Source organism: Ligilactobacillus animalis (genome assembly GCF_009933595.1).
In the GTDB taxonomy this organism is placed as follows: domain Bacteria; phylum Bacillota; class Bacilli; order Lactobacillales; family Lactobacillaceae; genus Ligilactobacillus; species Ligilactobacillus animalis.
The window spans coordinates 1,622,994-1,640,909 of the sequence record NZ_CP047141.1 but is presented as its reverse complement, the minus strand read 5'-3'; the positions used below and the strand labels follow the sequence as shown (position 1 = coordinate 1,640,909).

At 39.8% G+C, this 17,916-nt stretch carries 16 protein-coding genes and 2 pseudogenes; 10 read left to right on the top strand and 8 right to left on the bottom strand.

Going from position 1 to position 17,916, the window contains the following annotated elements; translation table 11 throughout:
• Positions 1 to 60: 60 nt before the first annotated feature.
• A complete protein-coding gene (locus tag GSR62_RS08090; RefSeq protein ID WP_066023563.1) occupies positions 61 to 1,191 on the bottom strand; it encodes a hypothetical protein in 1,131 nt (376 codons plus the stop codon).
• A 229-nt stretch (positions 1,192 to 1,420) separates the two neighbouring features.
• Here GSR62_RS08090 and GSR62_RS08085 point away from each other — a divergent pair, with 229 nt between their 5' ends.
• The 8 genes and pseudogenes from GSR62_RS08085 to GSR62_RS08050 form a co-directional block, all read left to right on the top strand.
• The gene (locus GSR62_RS08085; protein ID WP_066023562.1) at positions 1,421 to 2,668 is read left to right on the top strand and encodes a DNA polymerase; all 1,248 of its coding nucleotides are present in this window, start codon (positions 1,421 to 1,423) and stop codon (positions 2,666 to 2,668) included.
• On the top strand, positions 2,665 to 3,423 hold the full coding sequence (locus tag GSR62_RS08080; protein ID WP_010688247.1) for a hypothetical protein: 759 nt from the start codon (positions 2,665 to 2,667) through the stop codon (positions 3,421 to 3,423). Before GSR62_RS08085 ends, GSR62_RS08080 begins: the two co-directional genes overlap by 4 nt.
• Positions 3,416 to 4,876, top strand: coding sequence for a DNA primase family protein (locus GSR62_RS08075; protein ID WP_010688246.1), 1,461 nt, complete (start codon positions 3,416 to 3,418; stop codon positions 4,874 to 4,876). The genes GSR62_RS08080 and GSR62_RS08075 overlap by 8 nt, the downstream gene beginning before the upstream one ends.
• On the top strand, positions 4,873 to 5,073 hold the full coding sequence (locus GSR62_RS08070) for an excisionase family DNA-binding protein (RefSeq protein WP_010688245.1): 201 nt from the start codon (positions 4,873 to 4,875) through the stop codon (positions 5,071 to 5,073). The genes GSR62_RS08075 and GSR62_RS08070 overlap by 4 nt, the downstream gene beginning before the upstream one ends.
• Positions 5,074 to 5,132: 59 nt before the next feature.
• Positions 5,133 to 6,239 carry a tyrosine-type recombinase/integrase gene (locus GSR62_RS08065; protein ID WP_066023561.1) on the top strand — a complete coding sequence of 369 codons (1,107 nt, stop codon included), beginning with the start codon at positions 5,133 to 5,135 and terminating at the stop codon, positions 6,237 to 6,239.
• A 155-nt stretch (positions 6,240 to 6,394) separates the two neighbouring features.
• Complete coding sequence (locus GSR62_RS08060) at positions 6,395 to 6,991, top strand: DUF1643 domain-containing protein (RefSeq protein WP_010688243.1); 597 nt, start codon at positions 6,395 to 6,397, stop codon at positions 6,989 to 6,991.
• A complete protein-coding gene (locus tag GSR62_RS08055; RefSeq protein ID WP_066023560.1) occupies positions 6,984 to 8,111 on the top strand; it encodes a tyrosine-type recombinase/integrase in 1,128 nt (375 codons plus the stop codon). Before GSR62_RS08060 ends, GSR62_RS08055 begins: the two co-directional genes overlap by 8 nt.
• A gap of 178 nt (positions 8,112 to 8,289) precedes the next feature.
• A pseudogene (locus tag GSR62_RS08050) lies at positions 8,290 to 8,496 on the top strand (2,3-bisphosphoglycerate-dependent phosphoglycerate mutase); the annotation flags it as partial.
• 230 nt (positions 8,497 to 8,726) lie between these two features.
• Here the strand turns inward: GSR62_RS08050 and GSR62_RS08045 are convergent.
• The 7 genes and pseudogenes from GSR62_RS08045 to GSR62_RS08015 all read right to left on the bottom strand — a co-directional run bounded on the left by GSR62_RS08045 (position 8,727) and on the right by GSR62_RS08015 (position 14,392).
• The gene (locus GSR62_RS08045) at positions 8,727 to 9,950 is read right to left on the bottom strand and encodes an IS110 family RNA-guided transposase (RefSeq protein WP_004897277.1); all 1,224 of its coding nucleotides are present in this window, start codon (positions 9,948 to 9,950) and stop codon (positions 8,727 to 8,729) included.
• Positions 9,951 to 10,215: 265 nt separating this feature from the next.
• Positions 10,216 to 11,262: pseudogene (locus GSR62_RS08040) on the bottom strand (LLM class flavin-dependent oxidoreductase).
• A 223-nt stretch (positions 11,263 to 11,485) separates the two neighbouring features.
• Positions 11,486 to 11,707, bottom strand: a complete 222-nt coding sequence (locus GSR62_RS08035) for a hypothetical protein (protein WP_066023559.1) — start codon at positions 11,705 to 11,707, stop codon at positions 11,486 to 11,488.
• A gap of 92 nt (positions 11,708 to 11,799) precedes the next feature.
• Positions 11,800 to 12,051, bottom strand: a complete 252-nt coding sequence (locus GSR62_RS08030) for a hypothetical protein (RefSeq protein ID WP_010688238.1) — start codon at positions 12,049 to 12,051, stop codon at positions 11,800 to 11,802.
• A 105-nt stretch (positions 12,052 to 12,156) separates the two neighbouring features.
• The gene (locus GSR62_RS08025; RefSeq protein WP_035448550.1) at positions 12,157 to 13,203 is read right to left on the bottom strand and encodes an alcohol dehydrogenase catalytic domain-containing protein; all 1,047 of its coding nucleotides are present in this window, start codon (positions 13,201 to 13,203) and stop codon (positions 12,157 to 12,159) included.
• Positions 13,204 to 13,279: 76 nt separating this feature from the next.
• Positions 13,280 to 13,558 (bottom strand): hypothetical protein, encoded by a 279-nt coding sequence (locus tag GSR62_RS08020; RefSeq protein WP_010688236.1) that lies wholly within the window; start codon positions 13,556 to 13,558, stop codon positions 13,280 to 13,282.
• A 54-nt stretch (positions 13,559 to 13,612) separates the two neighbouring features.
• Positions 13,613 to 14,392 carry a glycyl-radical enzyme activating protein gene (locus tag GSR62_RS08015; RefSeq protein ID WP_010688235.1) on the bottom strand — a complete coding sequence of 260 codons (780 nt, stop codon included), beginning with the start codon at positions 14,390 to 14,392 and terminating at the stop codon, positions 13,613 to 13,615.
• A 127-nt stretch (positions 14,393 to 14,519) separates the two neighbouring features.
• Between GSR62_RS08015 and GSR62_RS08010 the strand changes: the two genes are divergently transcribed.
• Positions 14,520 to 15,263 carry a DeoR/GlpR family DNA-binding transcription regulator gene (locus tag GSR62_RS08010; RefSeq protein ID WP_066023558.1) on the top strand — a complete coding sequence of 248 codons (744 nt, stop codon included), beginning with the start codon at positions 14,520 to 14,522 and terminating at the stop codon, positions 15,261 to 15,263.
• A 192-nt stretch (positions 15,264 to 15,455) separates the two neighbouring features.
• Positions 15,456 to 17,912: a glycyl radical protein gene (locus GSR62_RS08005; protein WP_066023557.1), complete on the top strand. Its 2,457-nt coding sequence runs from the start codon at positions 15,456 to 15,458 to the stop codon at positions 17,910 to 17,912.
• Positions 17,913 to 17,916: the final 4 nt, after the last annotated feature.

Below are 17,916 nucleotides of genomic sequence, written 5' to 3'. Positions count from 1 at the left end.
AAACCCTGAGTTGGCTGTGAGGCTAACTCAGGGTTATTTCAATGGTTATGGGTCATTTTTTTAGAGTATTGTTATAGAGTTGTACAGCCTAACTGTCTCTGATGCCAAAAACCATTCCAGCGGAAAGGTGTTATTGGTAGTGTTGTGGTTTATATAAAAGTTAGTAAAATCAAGATGATCTACTGTACTATTAAGAGACGCAAGTTTATTTTTATAAGTTGGTGGTACTATTATTGGTGATTCCCTAAATCTTTCATCCACATATTTTAGAGCGTCATAAGATAGTCTCTTGTTATTTTTATAGTAGGTAAAGCTATCTATTGTAGAAGTCATATACTTTGTTTCTTTGAGAAATTGAGCAGTCTTAACATACAAAGTTGAAAATTTTTCAAATAACTCGGTGAGTGACCAGTTAGTGTTAGAAATAGATTTGTAGAGAAAAAAAGACCATATAGGATCATAATATGAGCTATGAACGTCGATTAATTTGGAAAATTGCGAAAAACCACTTGTGCGCTCTGCGATTTCCCTAAAAGGAAATCTTAATTTTAGATGGGACTCAGAAGTAGCAGTAATAATGAAGTATTGGTAGGAATTATTAATTAAATTCTTCATGAGGCGATTATATTTTTTGGTGTGTTTTAATTCAAAATATTCCACTATATCTTCATTTATTTGGTTGATTTGATCTATCGAAAGCTTTTTTGCTGTTTCACGTAATAGTATATAAGTCATCAAATCAGAAGCGTAAAAAGTATCTTTTACACGTGGCATTACATCATCCTTGAAGTAGTCGATTATATCTTTGTTAATGACAGTAAAAGTTTGTTTTTGCGAATTGTATTTTGGCTTAAGTAGATGGAAGACGATTATTTCAGGAATAACAACGTATTCAAACAGTGCGAACTGGTATTGATTGAGAGTGGATGTTTCTCCAGTTATACGGTATTTTTCAGAAGATAGAGAAAATTCAAGAGCATTGAATTTTAAGGAATGATGGTTTTTTGATACAAGATTGTAGGTGTTGTTCAAAGTCTTATAGGCTGGATCATCGGAAAGAAAGCCATCAAAGTCCAGAGTCCAATTTTTAAAGCGAGATTTTGGAAAATGGTTACGATAATTGGTTAAAAAGATCTTCTTTGCATTAAGCAGGATGTCGGATTTAGAAAAAGTAGTCGATTTTTTCTGCATTTTTTTTACTCCTATTTTAGCTATAAATTCTTGAAAACAATTTTCATCAGTGTATTTATATCATATATGATGAAAAAAATAAAGAAAGCTTTATTTTTAGGCTTTAATTAATTCCATTTTCTGAATTTGGTTATTGGGTTATGCTTTAGGTGTCAGATAGAGTTACATTGAATTCTGATAAGAACAAGGATACTAAGTAAAGTGCTCGTATTACAGGATGGGGGTAAAAATGTTGAATGCTTTAAAAAGAATTCCAGATGTGGATTTGTGCAACCTATGCGCTTTTCCCCAGAAAAATTTGAGGGAAGCTGATGTCTATAGTCAAACTCAGCGAGTCATTAGTCAGGTGTCAGCGCTTCAGCAGTTAGCTGAACTTGAGTTAGAAATGCTTCCAGTGATCGACCAATTAAATGATGTCGAAATTTTGTTTGATATCAAGGGATGGTACGAATCACAACAAGAGCTTCGGGAGCGTATCAAAGATCTAGAGCTGTATTTTAACATTGATACAGCTCTTGACAATGAAACGCCTTCGCTTGTAGAACAATTGTGCATCAAAACGGGAATTTCTCACAAGGAATTATCTGGTAAGGGGGCGTTGATCAGTGAGAATCAACTTTTAGCACGTGAACTGTTCAATAAGCAGAATTTTTGGGGAATGCAATGTAAGATACTTGGAAAAGCGGTACTTGGGCGCAATGTGTTGGATTCTGTTGCTCCAATTACAGGAAAATACCGGAGTTTTTCTGCTGTTTCGGGCCGAATGAGCTGTCGTGATCTTCCGCTTATGTCATTGCCAAAGGTGATGTATGACTTCTTACAACCTAGTGAGGGGTATAACATTTGGCGTTTGGACTTTTGTCAACAAGAGATGCGAATTACTAGTGCACTTACAGGGTGTAGGGTGATGCAACAAGAATTGACTGCTGGAAAAGATGTTTATGCAGTCTTAGGACAACAGTTTTTAAGCAGTGAATCCATAGACAAATGCCATAAGCTGGGGAAATCCTTACTGACACCGTATCTGTATGGAGCTAGTGAGTTTACCCTTAAAGAAAATTTGCGTAAATTTACTGATGAATTTGCCGATGTCAATATCCAACAGAAGATACGTACTGCTTATCCAGAGCTTAGTGAGGGCTTAGATTCATATGCAAGTAATCCATTCATTCGTGTAACACCTTACGGTAATGCACCTGTGTTTCGTGAATTTTCAACGGCACAGTTGCGTAATCTTCCAATTCAAGGATTAGGTGCTGTTATTTTGAAAAGATTGTTGATCAAGTTGTGTTCCTCAGGTGTTAGGGTGTTGATACCAAGACATGATGAAGTGATCTTAGAGCTACCACGAACTTTGGATGATGAAAGTGTCAATAGGGTACTAACAGAGACTGCTTCACAAGTGGTTGAGCAAGAACTACCTACCTATGTGACCAAAAATTTTTTAAAAATTAAAAGGAGCGGTGAAGAATCATGAAATTAAGTCAGTTAACCGGCAACAAAGTATCGTTTGAAGATTATAACGGCAAGTATATTGACGTTAAAGTTAAGAGTGCTTCTTGGAAGGAATCTAAGAATGGCAATGTCTTCTTATCAGTAGAACTGGAATTATGCTCAAGTGGAAAGACTTTTGACAAGCCAGTGTGCATATTCTCGCAAAAAGACTTGGAGAATATTGTTGTCAAGATCAGTGCTGAAAAGTATGCTGGGCAAGCTGATCCAAATATCGATGGGTCCGATATAATTGGTCTGGTATTTTGGGCAAGAGTCTCGGTGAATGAATCTGGATTTGCTTCGTTAAAAGATATTGTTCTTGATGATCCGAGTGTGATTTCGGCAAAAACGACGAATATCATCACTAATGCAATGAATCAATTTACTCAACAAGTTGGTGTAAACACTGGCCAATCAACAGGACCATCCTTGGTAAATGCTGGGAATTCAATCCAAAAACAAACGACTAGTGCTAGTACAGATAATGGAGAAGCGCAAGTCGGAGACAGTGCTTCCAGTTCACTTCAGCAAGATCCTACTGATGAATTACTTGAAGATGACATAGAAAAGGAGTTGGAAGCTTTGGCTAGCACACCCGTTCCAAAGAAGAACGTAAGTGAGACGCCCGATACTTCCAATAATCCATTTGCTAATGCATCAAAAATTCAAAGCAATTTGTTTGAAGAGATGCGCACGCAAGGCAGTAAAGCAGATGAGGTGGGTGGAACCAATGACTGAATTTGATGAATTAAAAAAGGTTATGTCTCCTTATGTAGACAGCGGAGTGGATGGGTTTAATGCTTGCATTATTGCTCATATTCAACAACATCTTGGGGAATCGATAGATTCTGCACAGTTGCCTGATGAAGGACACGTTGTGAACTACATTCAAAAAGTCGTTGGGAAGAAACCGACTCACGAAACAATGGTGGATTTTTTGGTGACAGCATTAACGTTATGTAACATCAATGATAATCTGCATATTTATGAGTGGTCTGAAGGTGTTTTCGTTGATGCTGAGGTTGGCTATAGGTTACGTAAAATCATTGTTCGGGTGTTAGGGGTGTTTGACACTCCATGGTCTCATAACTTCGAACAAGAAACAGTGCGCTTATTGAAAAGAAAAGTTGCACAGTACAAAGATACTGATGTAAATAAGCAAGTTGTTGTTTTTAGGGATCAAGCCTTAGACTTAAAAAGTTTGAAGCTGGTACCATTTGATCCTAAGTACCTATCAACTAGAAAGTCAGATGTTTCACCTAAACAAGGTAGCACACCTAACTTTGATAGATTTTTAAAGACGACCTTTAATGACGATCAAGATAAAATCAAATTTGTTTGGTATTGGTTGGCGGTACAGCTTCAGGTAGATAGAGCAGTCAATAAGCTTGTTTTTATGTACAGCTCTGGAGCAAGTGGTAAGTCTACATTGATCCATGTCATCACGAGACTTCTAGGTTCGAGCAATGTATCTCATAATTCATTAAACCATTTCAATGGTGAATTTGGCAAAGAGAATATGATAGGACGTTTTGCTTGGATTTTAGAAGAAAGCGGGGATAACATCAGTGATTTTGCAGGTATCAAAAATATTGTTGAGGGTAATGAGATGTCCGTAAATCGTAAGAACAAGATAATGGTTCAAACGATATTTACTTTAAAAGTGACCCTATCCTTTAACAAATTACCGATACCAGAAAATACGATCGGCTTTAGTCGACGGGTGGTCCTACTTAACTTTCCAAATACATTTGTCGGTAAGGGTGCCGATAAAGATTTGAATGGGAAGTTGGAATCTGAAAAGGATCAGATCGCCTTTAGAGCTATTGAGTATTTGAGAGAGCTTAAATCTAAATATAACTATGATCTTTCACAAGTTATAACTGGCTCACTTCAAAGGGAGACTGATGAGTACTTTGATAAAGCTAGGGGCCCCGTTTACATGTTTCTACGACAAAAATGTCAACGTAAGAATGGCTCTAGGACGCCTAAGACAGAAATTTTAAATGCGTTTCTCGATTTTTTGGATGAAACTGATGAAGATTCCAAGGGATTCAATAAGCCTAAAAGCTTTTGGCCAGAATTCAAGAAACAATTCAGAAATCTTTATGGTCGGGATTGCTCATTTTCAAAATCAAGCATTGAGTATGTCAATGATTTAATTTTGAGTAAGGGAGTGAAGAAAATTTGATAAATGACAAGATCTTAACTATCAATGAAGCATCTAAATTATTAGGTGTTAGACGTTCGATAGTGGAAGAACTGTTGAATGATCCACAGCTACCTAGGTTGTTCGTGGGTGAATCACAACAGGTCAGATTACTTCAAAGTCAGTTACTTGAGTATGTCAAAAAACGTGCTGAAAACTGGTTTGAATACGTAGTTTGAGAATATGACGGAAAAGAGCCTTGCGGGGCTCTTTTCCATATAAAATGGGAGGTTTCATTATGTCAGTAGTTAAGAAAACAAGCGCTGGTTATACCGTACAACTATCCATTGGTAGTGGTAAAAATCGGATACGACAAAATAAAACTTTCGTGACTAGACGTGAAGCAAATGAATGGTTAACACAACAGTCAGCCATTTTAGGAGGTTCAAAAGCCTTGCTTTACCAAAGAAAAATGACAGTTATGAGCTTTTATGATTTATGGGTCGCTAATAAAAAGAAAGGGTTAGCCAAAAACACTTTAAAATCATATTCAGCTACTAAAAATCGTTTAAGTCCATATCTTTCCCGAATTAAAGTCAGCACTCTAACACACCAACAGTTGCAAGGTGTATTCAATATGTTATCAAAAAGATACAGTCATGAAACTTTGCGTAAAGACTTGAGTCATATTCGCTCAATGTTGCGCTATGCTATGCGTATCTCAGTTGTGACCGCAAAAGTAAATCCTGCAGATGATGTGGTGATTACAGGGAACGATGACAGTTATTACAAGAATGTTGATGATAAGGTATTACCGTTGTCTGAGTTTAACGTTATCAAAGAATATTTAATAAGATTTGCTATTAAGAAGAATGATTGGCATACTCGCAATATGCTAGGCTTAAGTATAGCGATCAGTACTGGTCTACGTGGTGGCGAAATACTGGCTTTGCGCTATAAGGATATTGATTTTTCTGAGTGTATTCTGACAGTAAATCATTCATGGGATGGTGAGCTAGTAGCACCTAAGACTAAAGCAAGTCACAGGGTAGTTCCTATCCCTGACTGGCTAGTTGATAAAATAAAATACTGGGCCGACTTGAACAACCTGTCGCTAGATTCAAACATGCAAGTGATGACAAGGAAAGATGGCTCGGTAGGAAGTGTAGTCTCATTGACATCTGCTTTTAAAAAGTTGCAAAAGAAATTAGGATTTTCACCACAGTATTCACTGCATAATTTACGACATACGATTGCATCACATTTGTTGAACAAAGGTGTAAATATCGTCACAGTTTCTCGATTATTAGGGCACTCTAGCGTTCGAATCACAGAAAGTTACTATTTGGGCTTGGTCTCTGAAGATAAGGTAGCTGAAAGACGAAAAGTACTGGAACTTCTGTGAAGTATTTTGGGTGATTAGGGGACTTAGGGGGGATATTTCAACTTATTGTTCGCCGTATCTAAACAAACTGCAAGTATATATTTTAATAATGAAGGAACCTTAGGAGTTACGGCTTCTAAGGTTCTTTTGATAATTAAAATATGGAGGTGCCTAATATGGCAGAAAAGAAAGTAAAGACAACAACTGTTACAACAGAGATTTTGATTGAAAAGAGAGTTAAGGATGACAGCACATACTGGACTAAATATACTTGGGATAAAAATAAGCCAGCAGTTTTAGTATTAGCTAATTATCCTAGCAAACTTGGGATTGTTGAAGAAGATCTAACAACAATGCTCATTAAAAATGAAGTGTATCGTATGGATGATTATGGGGCTGTTATTATTGGCAATTTGTTCACAAAGCCTATTTCACGTAACACAGCTAATGAACGGACTTTAGCGGATGCTTATGAGATCGATTCAATGACAGAATTACTTAAAGTGACTAAGGAAGTTGAAAAAGTCATTGTTTCTGTTGGCTCACTCACGAATAGATATCAAATTGCTAGTGACCGATTGGCAATGTATGGTCGGATGTGTAGTGATGAAGGTCAATTGGATAAGATTGTAGAATTAGCAGATGGACAACATAAACCTAAACATCCGTTAGCCTTACAAGGTGATCATTGGACATTGGTACCGTGGACTTTTGATTGGGAGAATCCACCAAAATCAAGACGCAAGAAGAAGGTTGTTGAAGCTGATGAGTAGGATAGTTAAACGAACCAACGGCTATTTTGCAGAGTTTACCAAAGGAGCTGGTAAGAAGCGCTATCGTAAACAAAAGACATTCCAGAAGAAAAGTGATGCTCAAGATTGGTTGGTCGAAATGGAGCATAACTATCTTCAAGGTAGTGTATCACCTAAGACAGATATGACATTTGCTGATTACTATAAGCATTGGATAACAATGTATAAGGCACCAGTTGTTTCAGCTAATACGGTCGATAATTATCAATCATCTTATAATAGGATAAAAAGAAAAGATTTAGGTCAGATAAAGCTTAGGAACCTTACTCGTGATGATATTCAGACTTACTTTAATCAGCTAAATCGCAGTCATGAAACAGCCCGTAAAGACTTAACTAGGATAAGATCTTGCCTAAGAGATGCATTCAATGATGGTATAATCCCACGTAATCCAAGTGCTGGGAGTATAAACATTATTGCCGACCCTAGCTTGACCAAGGGAAATGAGCGTAAGTTTATGGCGGTTAAGGATTTTAGGAAACTTCAAAAATATCTCTTAGATAGGGACTACAATTTGTTAGATGTAAATTGCTTTGTTTTGTTTGTCATATCTCAAACAGCTATGCGTGTAGGTGAATGTTTAGCACTAAAAGAAGATGATATCGACGAAATAAATTGTACACTTCGTATTGATGAATCATGGGATAGCTATCACAAATTCCTTAAACAACCTAAGACTAAGAATGGTGTTCGTAAAGTCCCTGTGTCACGTGATGTAATGAATAAAATAACTACATGGGTCAGATATCAACGAAGAGAAATGTTCAAGCGTGGTTTGCATAATCCTGATCGACTTATCTTTTTGAATTACAAAGGTAAGATACCACCAGCTTCAAGTATAAATTTGACCTATAAGAGGCTACAAAAAAGACTAGGATTGTCAGGTATATTTTCAACTCACACTATGCGACATACGATAGCTAGTATGATGTTAAATTCGGGGGAGATATCACTGGTCTATATTTCTCGATTTTTGGGTCATTCGAATATTTCGATAACGCAGAAGTACTATATTGACTTACTCCCAGATCAAGTCATGAATGAAGATAAAAAGGTGGTGAAACTATTAGCTTTAGCATAAGAAAATAAAGCTGTTAAGGCTTTATTTTTTTTATCAATTTTGGTGGTATTTTCTAAGGCTATTTTTACATATCGTAACATTTCGTAACGTGCACATGTCGAATAGATGACGAAATGAAAAATAATCAAAAAGTTGAGTTTTCATTGATATAATAGGATTTACAGCATGTCCCTGGAGGCCATTCTGGGAAGACAACATCGCTCCAGACTTGTTGGATGGCAAGAACGTTATCGTTGCTGCACACGGTAACTCATTACGTGCCTTGACAAAATACATTGAAAACATCTCTGATGAAGACATCATGGACGTTGAAATGGCAACAGGTCAACCAGTTGTTTATGAATTGGATGACAACTTGAACATTGTCTCCAAAGAAAAGCTTTAAGATAAAGCCTTTCGGTAAAAAGAAGCGTGATCTCCGAGCGAGACCACGCTTTTTTCTACTCTAAGTCAAGTGTTATCAACGATTTTAAGCAATTTTATTTTGAAATACAGGCCTAATCGGGAAATGGCTCCCGGAGAATCGAGTTAAATATCTGATTTAGGGCATGATAAATACAGCCACCTTCTGTAATTTCAAAAAAGAGGCTGTTATAATATCTATTGGATCAATTTTTATGACAAAAGTCTTTGGTTATGTTTGGCTACGTCATAGCTATATAATTGATCATTCTTAATTAAAGCGAAGATCGTCCGTAATAATTTATGGATCGATGCGATAGCGGCCTTCTTGTGACTTGCAGTCTCAGAAGACCGTTTTCGTTTCTCGTAATAATCCGCAATATGAGAAGGGTTTCCCGCTTTCTTAGCCGACTGAATTTGGTTGATTGCCAAGTACAGCACCTTTCTGCCGATAGCTGTCCCACGCTTTGAAATTGACAGGTGGGCCGTGAGGTTGCCAGATTCATAAACTTGAGGGTCAACGCCAACGAAGGCATTTAATTGGCTAGGGTTGTTAAAACGTCTGATATCCCCAAGCTCACTAATGATTCTTAGAGCGGTATTTTCGCCGATGCCTGGAATGCTTGTGAGGATCTCCAGATCCCGCTTGGGAGCGAGCTTGGTCATCTCCTTTAAAGCTGTCTGGCACGCCTCTTCAGCGCTCAGAATATTGTTAATGGCCATTTCGAGGCCACGAATATGTGCACTGTCCTTTTTGACAGCTGGGCATGCGACTTTAGCCAAACGAATAAGACTTTGCATTATGTCGTTAGCGCGCTTTTTACCAATACCAGATAAGCCTTTTAAGAAGTCGATGATATCGGCTTCTTTTGTTTCTAATACGATATCAGGGTGTGGGAATCTGAGAACAATACTCCAGTAGTTTTTCCCTCTCGGGTTAACCATTAAGTGCTCAATCTCTGGGAAAGTGAGCTGAATGGCTTTGTGCAGTCTATTCCTGTTGGTTATCAGATCGTGCGAAGCCTGCTCATAGATGCGGTTATTGGCCATCAATTCTTGATATTCTTTGCTTTGAACGTAGGCCAGCCGTTGCGGGTGCTCAGACTGCAGCTTGGCAAGGTACAAGGCATCAAGCTTATCGGTCTTGTTCTGGTGCAGGTCATCCTTTGTCTTTCTTTTGGCTTCCAGCGGGTTCATCATGACATAGCGCAATTCGTGCATGTCCAAAAACGCCTGGAGTCTTCTGGAATAGACACCAGTTGCTTCAAAGATAATCTGCGGTTTAGTAACCTGCTTAAGGTCATCTAGCAACTGATTGAAGCCTACCATATCGTTGGAGATGGCATAGTCATCAACTTTTTGGCCATTGACCATAATGCATACGTTAGACTTCCGGCTGCTAACATCAATACCAAAAACAGTTTTCAATAAATCCATAAGAATAAACCTCCGCTTTACTTGGAGATGAGCTGCCTCCATCTAATCCAATCAGATCTAATTTTCTCAACAGGACTTTAACAGCCAACATACTTAGACGAGATTCACAATTGAATGGTGAAGCTGCCAGTTTTGTTTACGACATCATGTGTCCAAAGCAGTCACGGCATTGGCTTCATCTCCACTTTACATAGTAAAAGAAAAAGTGTTGAACGACTACTCCGTCGAGTAATCATCCAACACTAGATTAGTATGTTTTGTTAGCTTATTTATCAGCAAAATACTGTTTTACTTTAGGGACGACTTCTTTGCCGTAGATCTCGATCGCTTGCATGACATCTTCGTGAGGCATGGAAGCGACAGGTAAATGGAGATAGAAGCGAGTTAGACCTAAAGTCTAGATCATCTTGATGATCTTATTAGCTACCATATTAGCATCACCGACGAAAATAGCCCCTTCATAGTTGATACTTTCAAGATATTTTTCGTATGATAGGCCGGCCCAATGAGGCCGTTCTTGACTGATCGTGTCGATCAAAAATTTAGTCGGGTAGAAGTAATCCTTGATCGCTTTTTCGCGGTCATGAGCTAACCAGCCCCAAGAATGCGCAGCTATCGACATCTTAGTGAGATCTTTGCCAGTTTTTTCAGCGACAGCACAGTAGAGTTTTGTCAATGGTTGGAAATCTTTAAACTTGCCCCCGATAGTTGCGTAGACGATCGGAAGGCCCATTTCAGCTGCCCGGATCGTAGAATCGATACTACCACCAGTAGCTAAAGCAATCGGTAATGGTCTTTTTGAGCGAGGATAGATACCTTTATGATCGATCTTAGGTGTAAATTTTCCTTTAGGCCAGTCTAAGATCTCATTTTCGTTGATCTTTAGTAACATATCTAGTTTTTCTTTAAAAAGATCATCATAATCTGCCAGATCATAGCCAAAAAGCTCAAAGGCTTCGGTAAAAGAACCACGTCCAGCCATGATCTCGATCCGGCCAGGGGCAACCGCATCGATCGAGGCATATTGTTCGTAAACTCTGATCGGATCGATCGTCGGTAAGTTAGTAGTGGCACTGGAAAGATGGATCTGTTTTGTCCGCGCTGCAGCCATTGCTAAAATGATCTCTGGAGCTGAAACGGCGAAGTCCTTGCGGTGGTGTTCACCAACTGCAAAAGCATCGATCCCAAGTTTATCTGCCAGTTCAACTTCTTCTAACAAGTCCCGGATCCGCTCATCATGGCTGATGGCTTGCCCAGTTTTTTCAAGTGGAGTCGTTTCACCAAAAGTAGAGATACCTAATTCAATTTGCATAAGAAATATCCTTCCTTCTTTCTTTAGTTTATATATAAACTTATTTTTTGTAAGCAAATAATAACATGTGTTTTAACATTTGGCAATAGTTGCGAGAAGTGGTAGAAATACTGAAGCAAATTAGCTATTCTTAGAAAATTGCTTGGTAAAGTTCTAGATGTTACTTATGTAGCGAGTAAATAGCCTATAAAAAAGCGTGATCTCCGGGTGAGACCACGCTTTTTTATATCACACCACTAAAGAAATAGATCACCGTAGCTAAGATCATTAGCAATAATCCGACCATACTGAGGGGATGTCTATTATCTCTTTCAAAGTAGTTAGTTAGTATTGTGAGCAGTACTAAAAATTCTGGGAAGAAATCATATTTGTGTAGTAAAAGATGTGTGGCTAAAAAGATGAACAACAATAGCAACTGGAAGACCAGTAAGAAGCGCGAACGCATGTGTATTCCCCCTAGACTTTCTCTCTACTTTAATTATAACCGAGAAAATATCTAAAATAAAAGATCGTGATCCAAATAGATTACGATCAAAATTACAATAACAGTACAAATAAAAAGCACAGCACCCAAGCGGTACCGTATAAAGCATAGTCGAGGCGCATTCTTTCTTGATTTAAACTGCACCAAGAAAGAGCTTGGAAGACCAAGCCGACTAATGCTAAAACAGAAAGCAATAAAAATAATATATTACTGTTGGACGAATTTTTGAGTAGTTGTTCAAATAGCAGTAATACTAGCCAAAAAAGATTGAAGATCAAGAGATAAGTCCGTGTTTTACTGAGCAAAAAAAGCCACTTCTTTTCTAAATTTATTCTTAATTTCATTATACAGCAAGCAAGAATATTCGTAGTAAAAAACGCCTTTCAATGAGCTGAAAGGCGTTTGGTCGATCATTCAGAAATAACGAGCATTGATTTGATCGTTTTGCGATTTTGCATATCTTTGTAAGCTTGATCGATATCATCCAAGCTATAAGTTTGGGTAAAGACCCGGCCTGGATCGATATCACCATCGAGAACAGCCTTTAATAAGATCTGCTTATCATATGTCGTCACGGAAGCAGAACCCCCACCGATCGTAATATTTTGGGCAAACGTTGAGCCTAAAGGTCGGTTGTTATAGTGGGGTACACCGACATAACCGATGCGCCCACCGTTGTGTAAAACTCCAAGTGCTTGTTCGATCGAAGCTTCAGTCCCGACACATTCAAGGGCAGCATCTGCCCCGCCACCTAAGATCTCGCGAACTTTGGCGATCCCTTCTGGCCCACGTTCGGCAACAACTGCAGTCGCACCAGATGCTAGAGCCATTTCTTGGCGGTCTTTGTGGCGACTCATTAGGACGATCTGTGAAGCCCCGCGCATTTTAGCTGCGATCACAGCACATTGTCCGACCGCGCCATCACCGATCACGACTACTTTATCGCCGGGTTTGACATCGGCCACGCGCGCAGCATGGTAACCTGTTGGCATGACATCAGCCAAAGTCAACAATGATTTTAGCATACCTTCAGTATAATCAGCTGGCTTGCCAGGGATCTTGATCAAAGCCCAGTTACCGTAGTGGAAACGAACGTATTCGGCTTGGAAACCACTTGACCAATTGCTGTAGCCGGGATGGTTATCACAAGTACCATCAAAGCCAGCGCGACAAGCATCGCAGTGACCGCAGCCATGAGTAAATGGAACGATCACGAAATCGCCAGGCTTGACCGTAGTGATCGCCGAACCGATCTCTTCAACGATCCCTAAAGCTTCGTGCCCACTATTTTCTGAGTGAGCTGCTTTATCGTCGCCGTGAGCATATGACCAAAGATCTGAGCCACAAACACACGCCCGTACGACTTTGATGATCACATCATCATCCCGCTCGAGGCTTGGCTTTTCGACCTCTTCGATGATCATTTGACCTGCTTTTTCAAAAATTGCGCTTTTCATGAAATCTACCCCTTTCATCTTATCGCTAACATTATAAAATATTGTCCACAAGGTATCCAATGCTTAGTTTCGATAATTAGTTATGCAAAGGAGGAATAGCTCGTTGTTGTTTCCATTTGAAAAATTTTGTCCAGAAAAATAAGAAAAGTAGATAGGGGATAAGTGAATACTGGGAGAGATAGAGCTTTACTTCTTGTTCATCAGGTGTGATAAAACTTTCAACATGTAAACCTAATACAGTCGTGAGCTTGGCATTTCCCTTGATCAAGAACATTTCGATGATAAAATCTATGATAAAAAGATAGATAAACATTTCTGTTCCACGGATGATATAATTTTTAAAATTCGCAGCCATTGCCTTATGCTCCTTTCTAAGTTGATCATATCATGTAAACGCTAACGATGATAGCTAAAAATAACAATTGATGCCGTGGTCACAAAAGACTTGGCGATACTCTTGGAGCTCTTCGGGATGTAAGGCTTTGACATCTTCAAATTCATACTTGCGTCCTAGAAGTTGATATTTATTTTCACCGAATTGATGGAATGGGAGCAGTTGAACATCAGTGATCTGATGCTCATTGAATAATTGTGCGAAATGTTTGGCGTCAGTCAATGAGTCGTTGAAGCCAGGAATCACCGGAATGCGTAAAACGATCTGCTTGTGATGGGCAAAAGCATACTGGATATTTTGAATGATCAAGTTATTTTGGACACCCGTTACTTGGCGATGTTTGAGCGTATTGTAGTGCTTAAGATCGGTGTAGATGAAGTCAACGTATTCGATGAGTTCCGCAAATTTCTGGGGCTCCACATAGGCGGTCGTTTCGATCGCAGTGTGGAGCCCTTTTGCTTTCGCTTGTTGCAAGATGCTTTTGGCAAAGTGGAATTGTGCAAAGATCTCGCCACCTGAAAGGGTAAGGCCACCGCCAGATTCTTCATAGAAATCGATATCTTTTAGGACTTCGGCGATGATCTCGTCTACAGTCCTTTCTTCGCCGATCGTCGTTTGTTTTTTAGTTTGTGCATCGAGGATCGGTTCGGGGCGCCGACGTTGTGATTCAGGATTGGCACACCAAGGGCAACGCAAAGGACAACCCTTTAAAAAGACTGTCGTGCGGATCCCCGGGCCATCATGGAGCGAAAAATGTTGAATATTAAAAATGATACCACGGTCAGTAACAACCATTATTAACACCTCACTTGCTTTTTTCTTTATCATAGCAATAAAACGAAGATATTTCAATTACGAACGAAAGAAAATAGAGTTTTACTTTTTAGCAGAATCGATTAAAATAGAATTTGGGGTGAAGTTAATGGAACGTTTAGATAAGATCATAAAATTAGTTTCAAAAGAGCGAAAAGTCGATGTTAATACGCTGTCCGAGACATTAGGGGTTTCGAAGGTCACGATCAGAAAAGATCTAGATAAACTTGAAGCAAAGGGATTATTGCATCGAGAGCATGGCTATGCGGTCTTAAATAGTGGCGATGACATCAATGTTAGATTGTCATTTCACTACGATGTCAAAAAAAAGATCGCACAAAAAGCGGCTGAATTAGTCAACGATAATGAAACGATCATCATCGAGTCGGGGTCGACGTGTGCGTTATTGGCAGAGGAGATCTGTCGGACTAAGCGGGGCGTGACGATCTTGACCAACTCTTATTTTATCGCCGACTATGTTAAGTGCTATGACTCGTGTAAGATCGTTTTACTCGGGGGCGAATATCAAAAGAACTCACAGGTGACGGTGGGCCCACTAGTCAAAGAGATGATCAGATTGTTTCACGTGCAACTTGCATTTATCGGTACCGATGGCTTTGCTGAAGCGGTCGGCTTTACCGGTAAGGATTTGATGCGCACCGAAGTCGTTCATGCGATAGCTGAAGTTGCCGATGAAGTCGTGATCTTGACCGATTCATCGAAGTTCTTGCAACGTGGAACAGTTGGTCAATTTACCCCTGACCAGATCAGTGGTGTTATTACGGATAAGAATATCAGTGCAACTAAAGAAGCGTATCTCCTGCAAAATCAAGTCAAAGTAACCAAAGTCTAAGTAAAGCGTGCGATCATGGATAACAAGAGATCTATTACGATGCGATAATACGTATTGTAATAGATCTCTTGTTGTTTATAGCTCGGATTTTTACGTCTAAAATAGGGAAAACATTTGTATTTTTTCTAATAACATGCTATGTTTATTACGAAAGAAAGTTTATTATTTTCAAACGAAAGGGAGGAGCGGAAGATGACACTCGAACTACTTACCCAAAAATACACCAATGAGACACAACAAAATTCGCAAAAGCACTTTGGTTATTTAACACCGCGAATGTATAAATATCGCAATAAAGTTTTAGATAAAAAGCCGTATATTGATGCACAACGAGCACTTTTGGTGACAGAAAGCTACCAAAAACATCAAGCTAAGCCAAATGTTTTGAAAAGAGCTTATATGCTCCAAAATATTTTAGAGAACATGTCGATCTATATCGATGATGAGACTATGATCGTGGGTAATCAAGCTTCTAGTGATAAGGATGCTCCGATATTTCCTGAGTACACTTTGGAGTTTGTTTTAGCTGAACTTGATCTGTTCGAAAAACGTGATGGGGATGTTTTTTATATCACTGAAGAGACTAAAGAGCAGTTGCGTGCGCTTGCGCCTTTCTGGGAGGATAATACGTTACGGGCGCGAGCGGGGGCCATGTTACCCCAAGAAGTTCAAGTTTATATGGAAACGGGCTTCTTTGGGATGGAAGGTAAGATGAACTCGGGCGATGCGCATTTAGCGGTCAATTATCAAAAATTACTAACTGAGGGTCTGCGTGGCTTTGAAGAAAAAACCAAGCAAGCTAAGGCCAAACTTGATCTGACGGTACCGGAAAACATTGATAAATATCATTTTTATGATGCGATCTTGATCACGATCTCGGCAGTCAAAAATTATGCCCAACGTTTTGCTGATCTAGCGCGCAAACAAGCCAAAGATGCGTCGGCTGCTCGGAAAGCAGAGTTGTTAGAGATCGCAGCGATCTGTGAAACTGTTCCCTATGAACCAGCCCAGACATTTGCGCAAGCGATCCAAGCGGTTTGGTTTATCCAATGTATCCTTCAGATCGAATCGAATGGTCATTCGTTATCATATGGAAGATTTGATCAATACATGTATCCTTATGTTAAAGCTGATCTTGAGGCAGGGCGCGAGACTAAAGCTTCGATCGTTGAGCGCTTGACCAATTTGTGGATCAAGACGTTGACGATCAATAAGGTTCGAAGCCAAGCCCATACTTTTTCTTCGGCAGGAAGTCCGCTCTATCAAAATGTGACGATCGGTGGGCAGACACGCCAAAAAGAAGATGCTGTCAATCCGTTGTCATTTATGGTGCTCAGATCAGTTGCTCAAACACACCTGCCACAGCCTAATTTGACGGTCCGCTATCATGCCGGGTTAGATCCAGAATTTATGAATGAAGCGATCGAAGTGATGAAACTTGGCTTTGGGATGCCGGCTTTCAACAACGATGAGATCATTATCCCATCCTTTATCCAAAAAGGTGTCAGCGTGGAAGATGCGTATGATTACAGTGCAATCGGCTGTGTCGAGACCGCTGTTCCTGGAAAATGGGGCTATCGTTGCACTGGGATGAGTTATATGAATTTTCCTAAAGTCCTGTTGATCGCGATGAATGGGGGGATCGACCCAGTTTCTGGTAAGCGCTTCACTCCAAACTATGGATATTTTCCTGAGATGCAGTCATTTGAAGAATTGACCACTGCCTTTGATGAGACCTTGCGCTATTTGACTAAGATGAGTGTGATCGTCGAAAATGCGATCGATCTAAGTCTTGAAAGGGAAGTGCCAGATATTTTGTGCTCGGCTTTGACTGATGATTGTATCGGGCGGGGCAAGCATCTAAAAGAAGGGGGCGCAGTCTATGACTATATCTCAGGGCTTCAAGTAGGGATCGCTAATCTAGCTGATTCACTAGCGGCAGTCAAAAAGTTGGTCTTTAGCGAAAAACGTTTGACACCAGCAGAGTTGTGGCATGCGTTGCAGACTGATTATGCTGGTGAAGAGGGTGAAAGGATCCGGCAGATGTTGATCAATGAAGCGCCTAAGTATGGTAATGACGATGATTATGCTGACAAATTAGTGACGGCTGCCTATGATGTATATATCGAAGAGATCGCTAAATATCCTAATACGCGCTATGGACGGGGTCCGATCGGTGGTATTCGGTATTCAGGAACGTCTTCGATCTCGGCTAATGTCGGGCAAGGGCGTGGCACTTTGGCGACACCGGATGGCCGCCATGCAGGGACGCCTTTAGCGGAAGGGTGTTCACCATCACATAATATGGATCAAAAAGGTCCGACTTCGGTTTTGAAATCGATCGCTAAATTACCAACGCATGAGATCGTTGGGGGCGTGCTGTTGAATCAAAAAGTCAACCCCCAGACTTTGGCTAAAGAAGAGGACAAGCAGAAGTTGATCGCATTATTGCGGACATTTTTCAATCGGTTACATGGATACCATATCCAGTACAATGTGGTCTCAAAAGAAACCTTGCTCGATGCCCAAAAGCATCCCGAAGAGCACCGTGATCTGATCGTCAGAGTGGCGGGATATTCCGCCTTTTTCAATGTTTTATCTAAGGCAACGCAAGATGATATCATTGCCCGAACCGAACATGCATTATAGAAAG

Bases quoted from the DNA above. Each gene is read 5' to 3' on its own strand.
- GSR62_RS08090 (WP_066023563.1), bottom strand. From the start codon at position 1,191: ATGCAGAAAAAATCGACTACTTTTTCTAAATCCGACATCCTGCTTAAT.
- GSR62_RS08025 (WP_035448550.1), bottom strand. From the start codon at position 13,203: ATGAAAAGCGCAATTTTTGAAAAAGCAGGTCAAATGATCATCGAAGAG.
- GSR62_RS08015 (WP_010688235.1), bottom strand. From the start codon at position 14,392: ATGGTTGTTACTGACCGTGGTATCATTTTTAATATTCAACATTTTTCG.
- GSR62_RS08085 (WP_066023562.1), top strand. From the start codon at position 1,421: ATGTTGAATGCTTTAAAAAGAATTCCAGATGTGGATTTGTGCAACCTA.
- GSR62_RS08065 (WP_066023561.1), top strand. From the start codon at position 5,133: ATGTCAGTAGTTAAGAAAACAAGCGCTGGTTATACCGTACAACTATCC.
- GSR62_RS08055 (WP_066023560.1), top strand. From the start codon at position 6,984: ATGAGTAGGATAGTTAAACGAACCAACGGCTATTTTGCAGAGTTTACC.
- GSR62_RS08080 (WP_010688247.1), top strand. From the start codon at position 2,665: ATGAAATTAAGTCAGTTAACCGGCAACAAAGTATCGTTTGAAGATTAT.
- GSR62_RS08035 (WP_066023559.1), bottom strand. From the start codon at position 11,707: ATGCGTTCGCGCTTCTTACTGGTCTTCCAGTTGCTATTGTTGTTCATC.
- GSR62_RS08005 (WP_066023557.1), top strand. From the start codon at position 15,456: ATGACACTCGAACTACTTACCCAAAAATACACCAATGAGACACAACAA.
- GSR62_RS08020 (WP_010688236.1), bottom strand. From the start codon at position 13,558: ATGGCTGCGAATTTTAAAAATTATATCATCCGTGGAACAGAAATGTTT.
- GSR62_RS08060 (WP_010688243.1), top strand. From the start codon at position 6,395: ATGGCAGAAAAGAAAGTAAAGACAACAACTGTTACAACAGAGATTTTG.
- GSR62_RS08045 (WP_004897277.1), bottom strand. From the start codon at position 9,950: ATGGATTTATTGAAAACTGTTTTTGGTATTGATGTTAGCAGCCGGAAG.
- GSR62_RS08075 (WP_010688246.1), top strand. From the start codon at position 3,416: ATGACTGAATTTGATGAATTAAAAAAGGTTATGTCTCCTTATGTAGAC.
- GSR62_RS08010 (WP_066023558.1), top strand. From the start codon at position 14,520: ATGGAACGTTTAGATAAGATCATAAAATTAGTTTCAAAAGAGCGAAAA.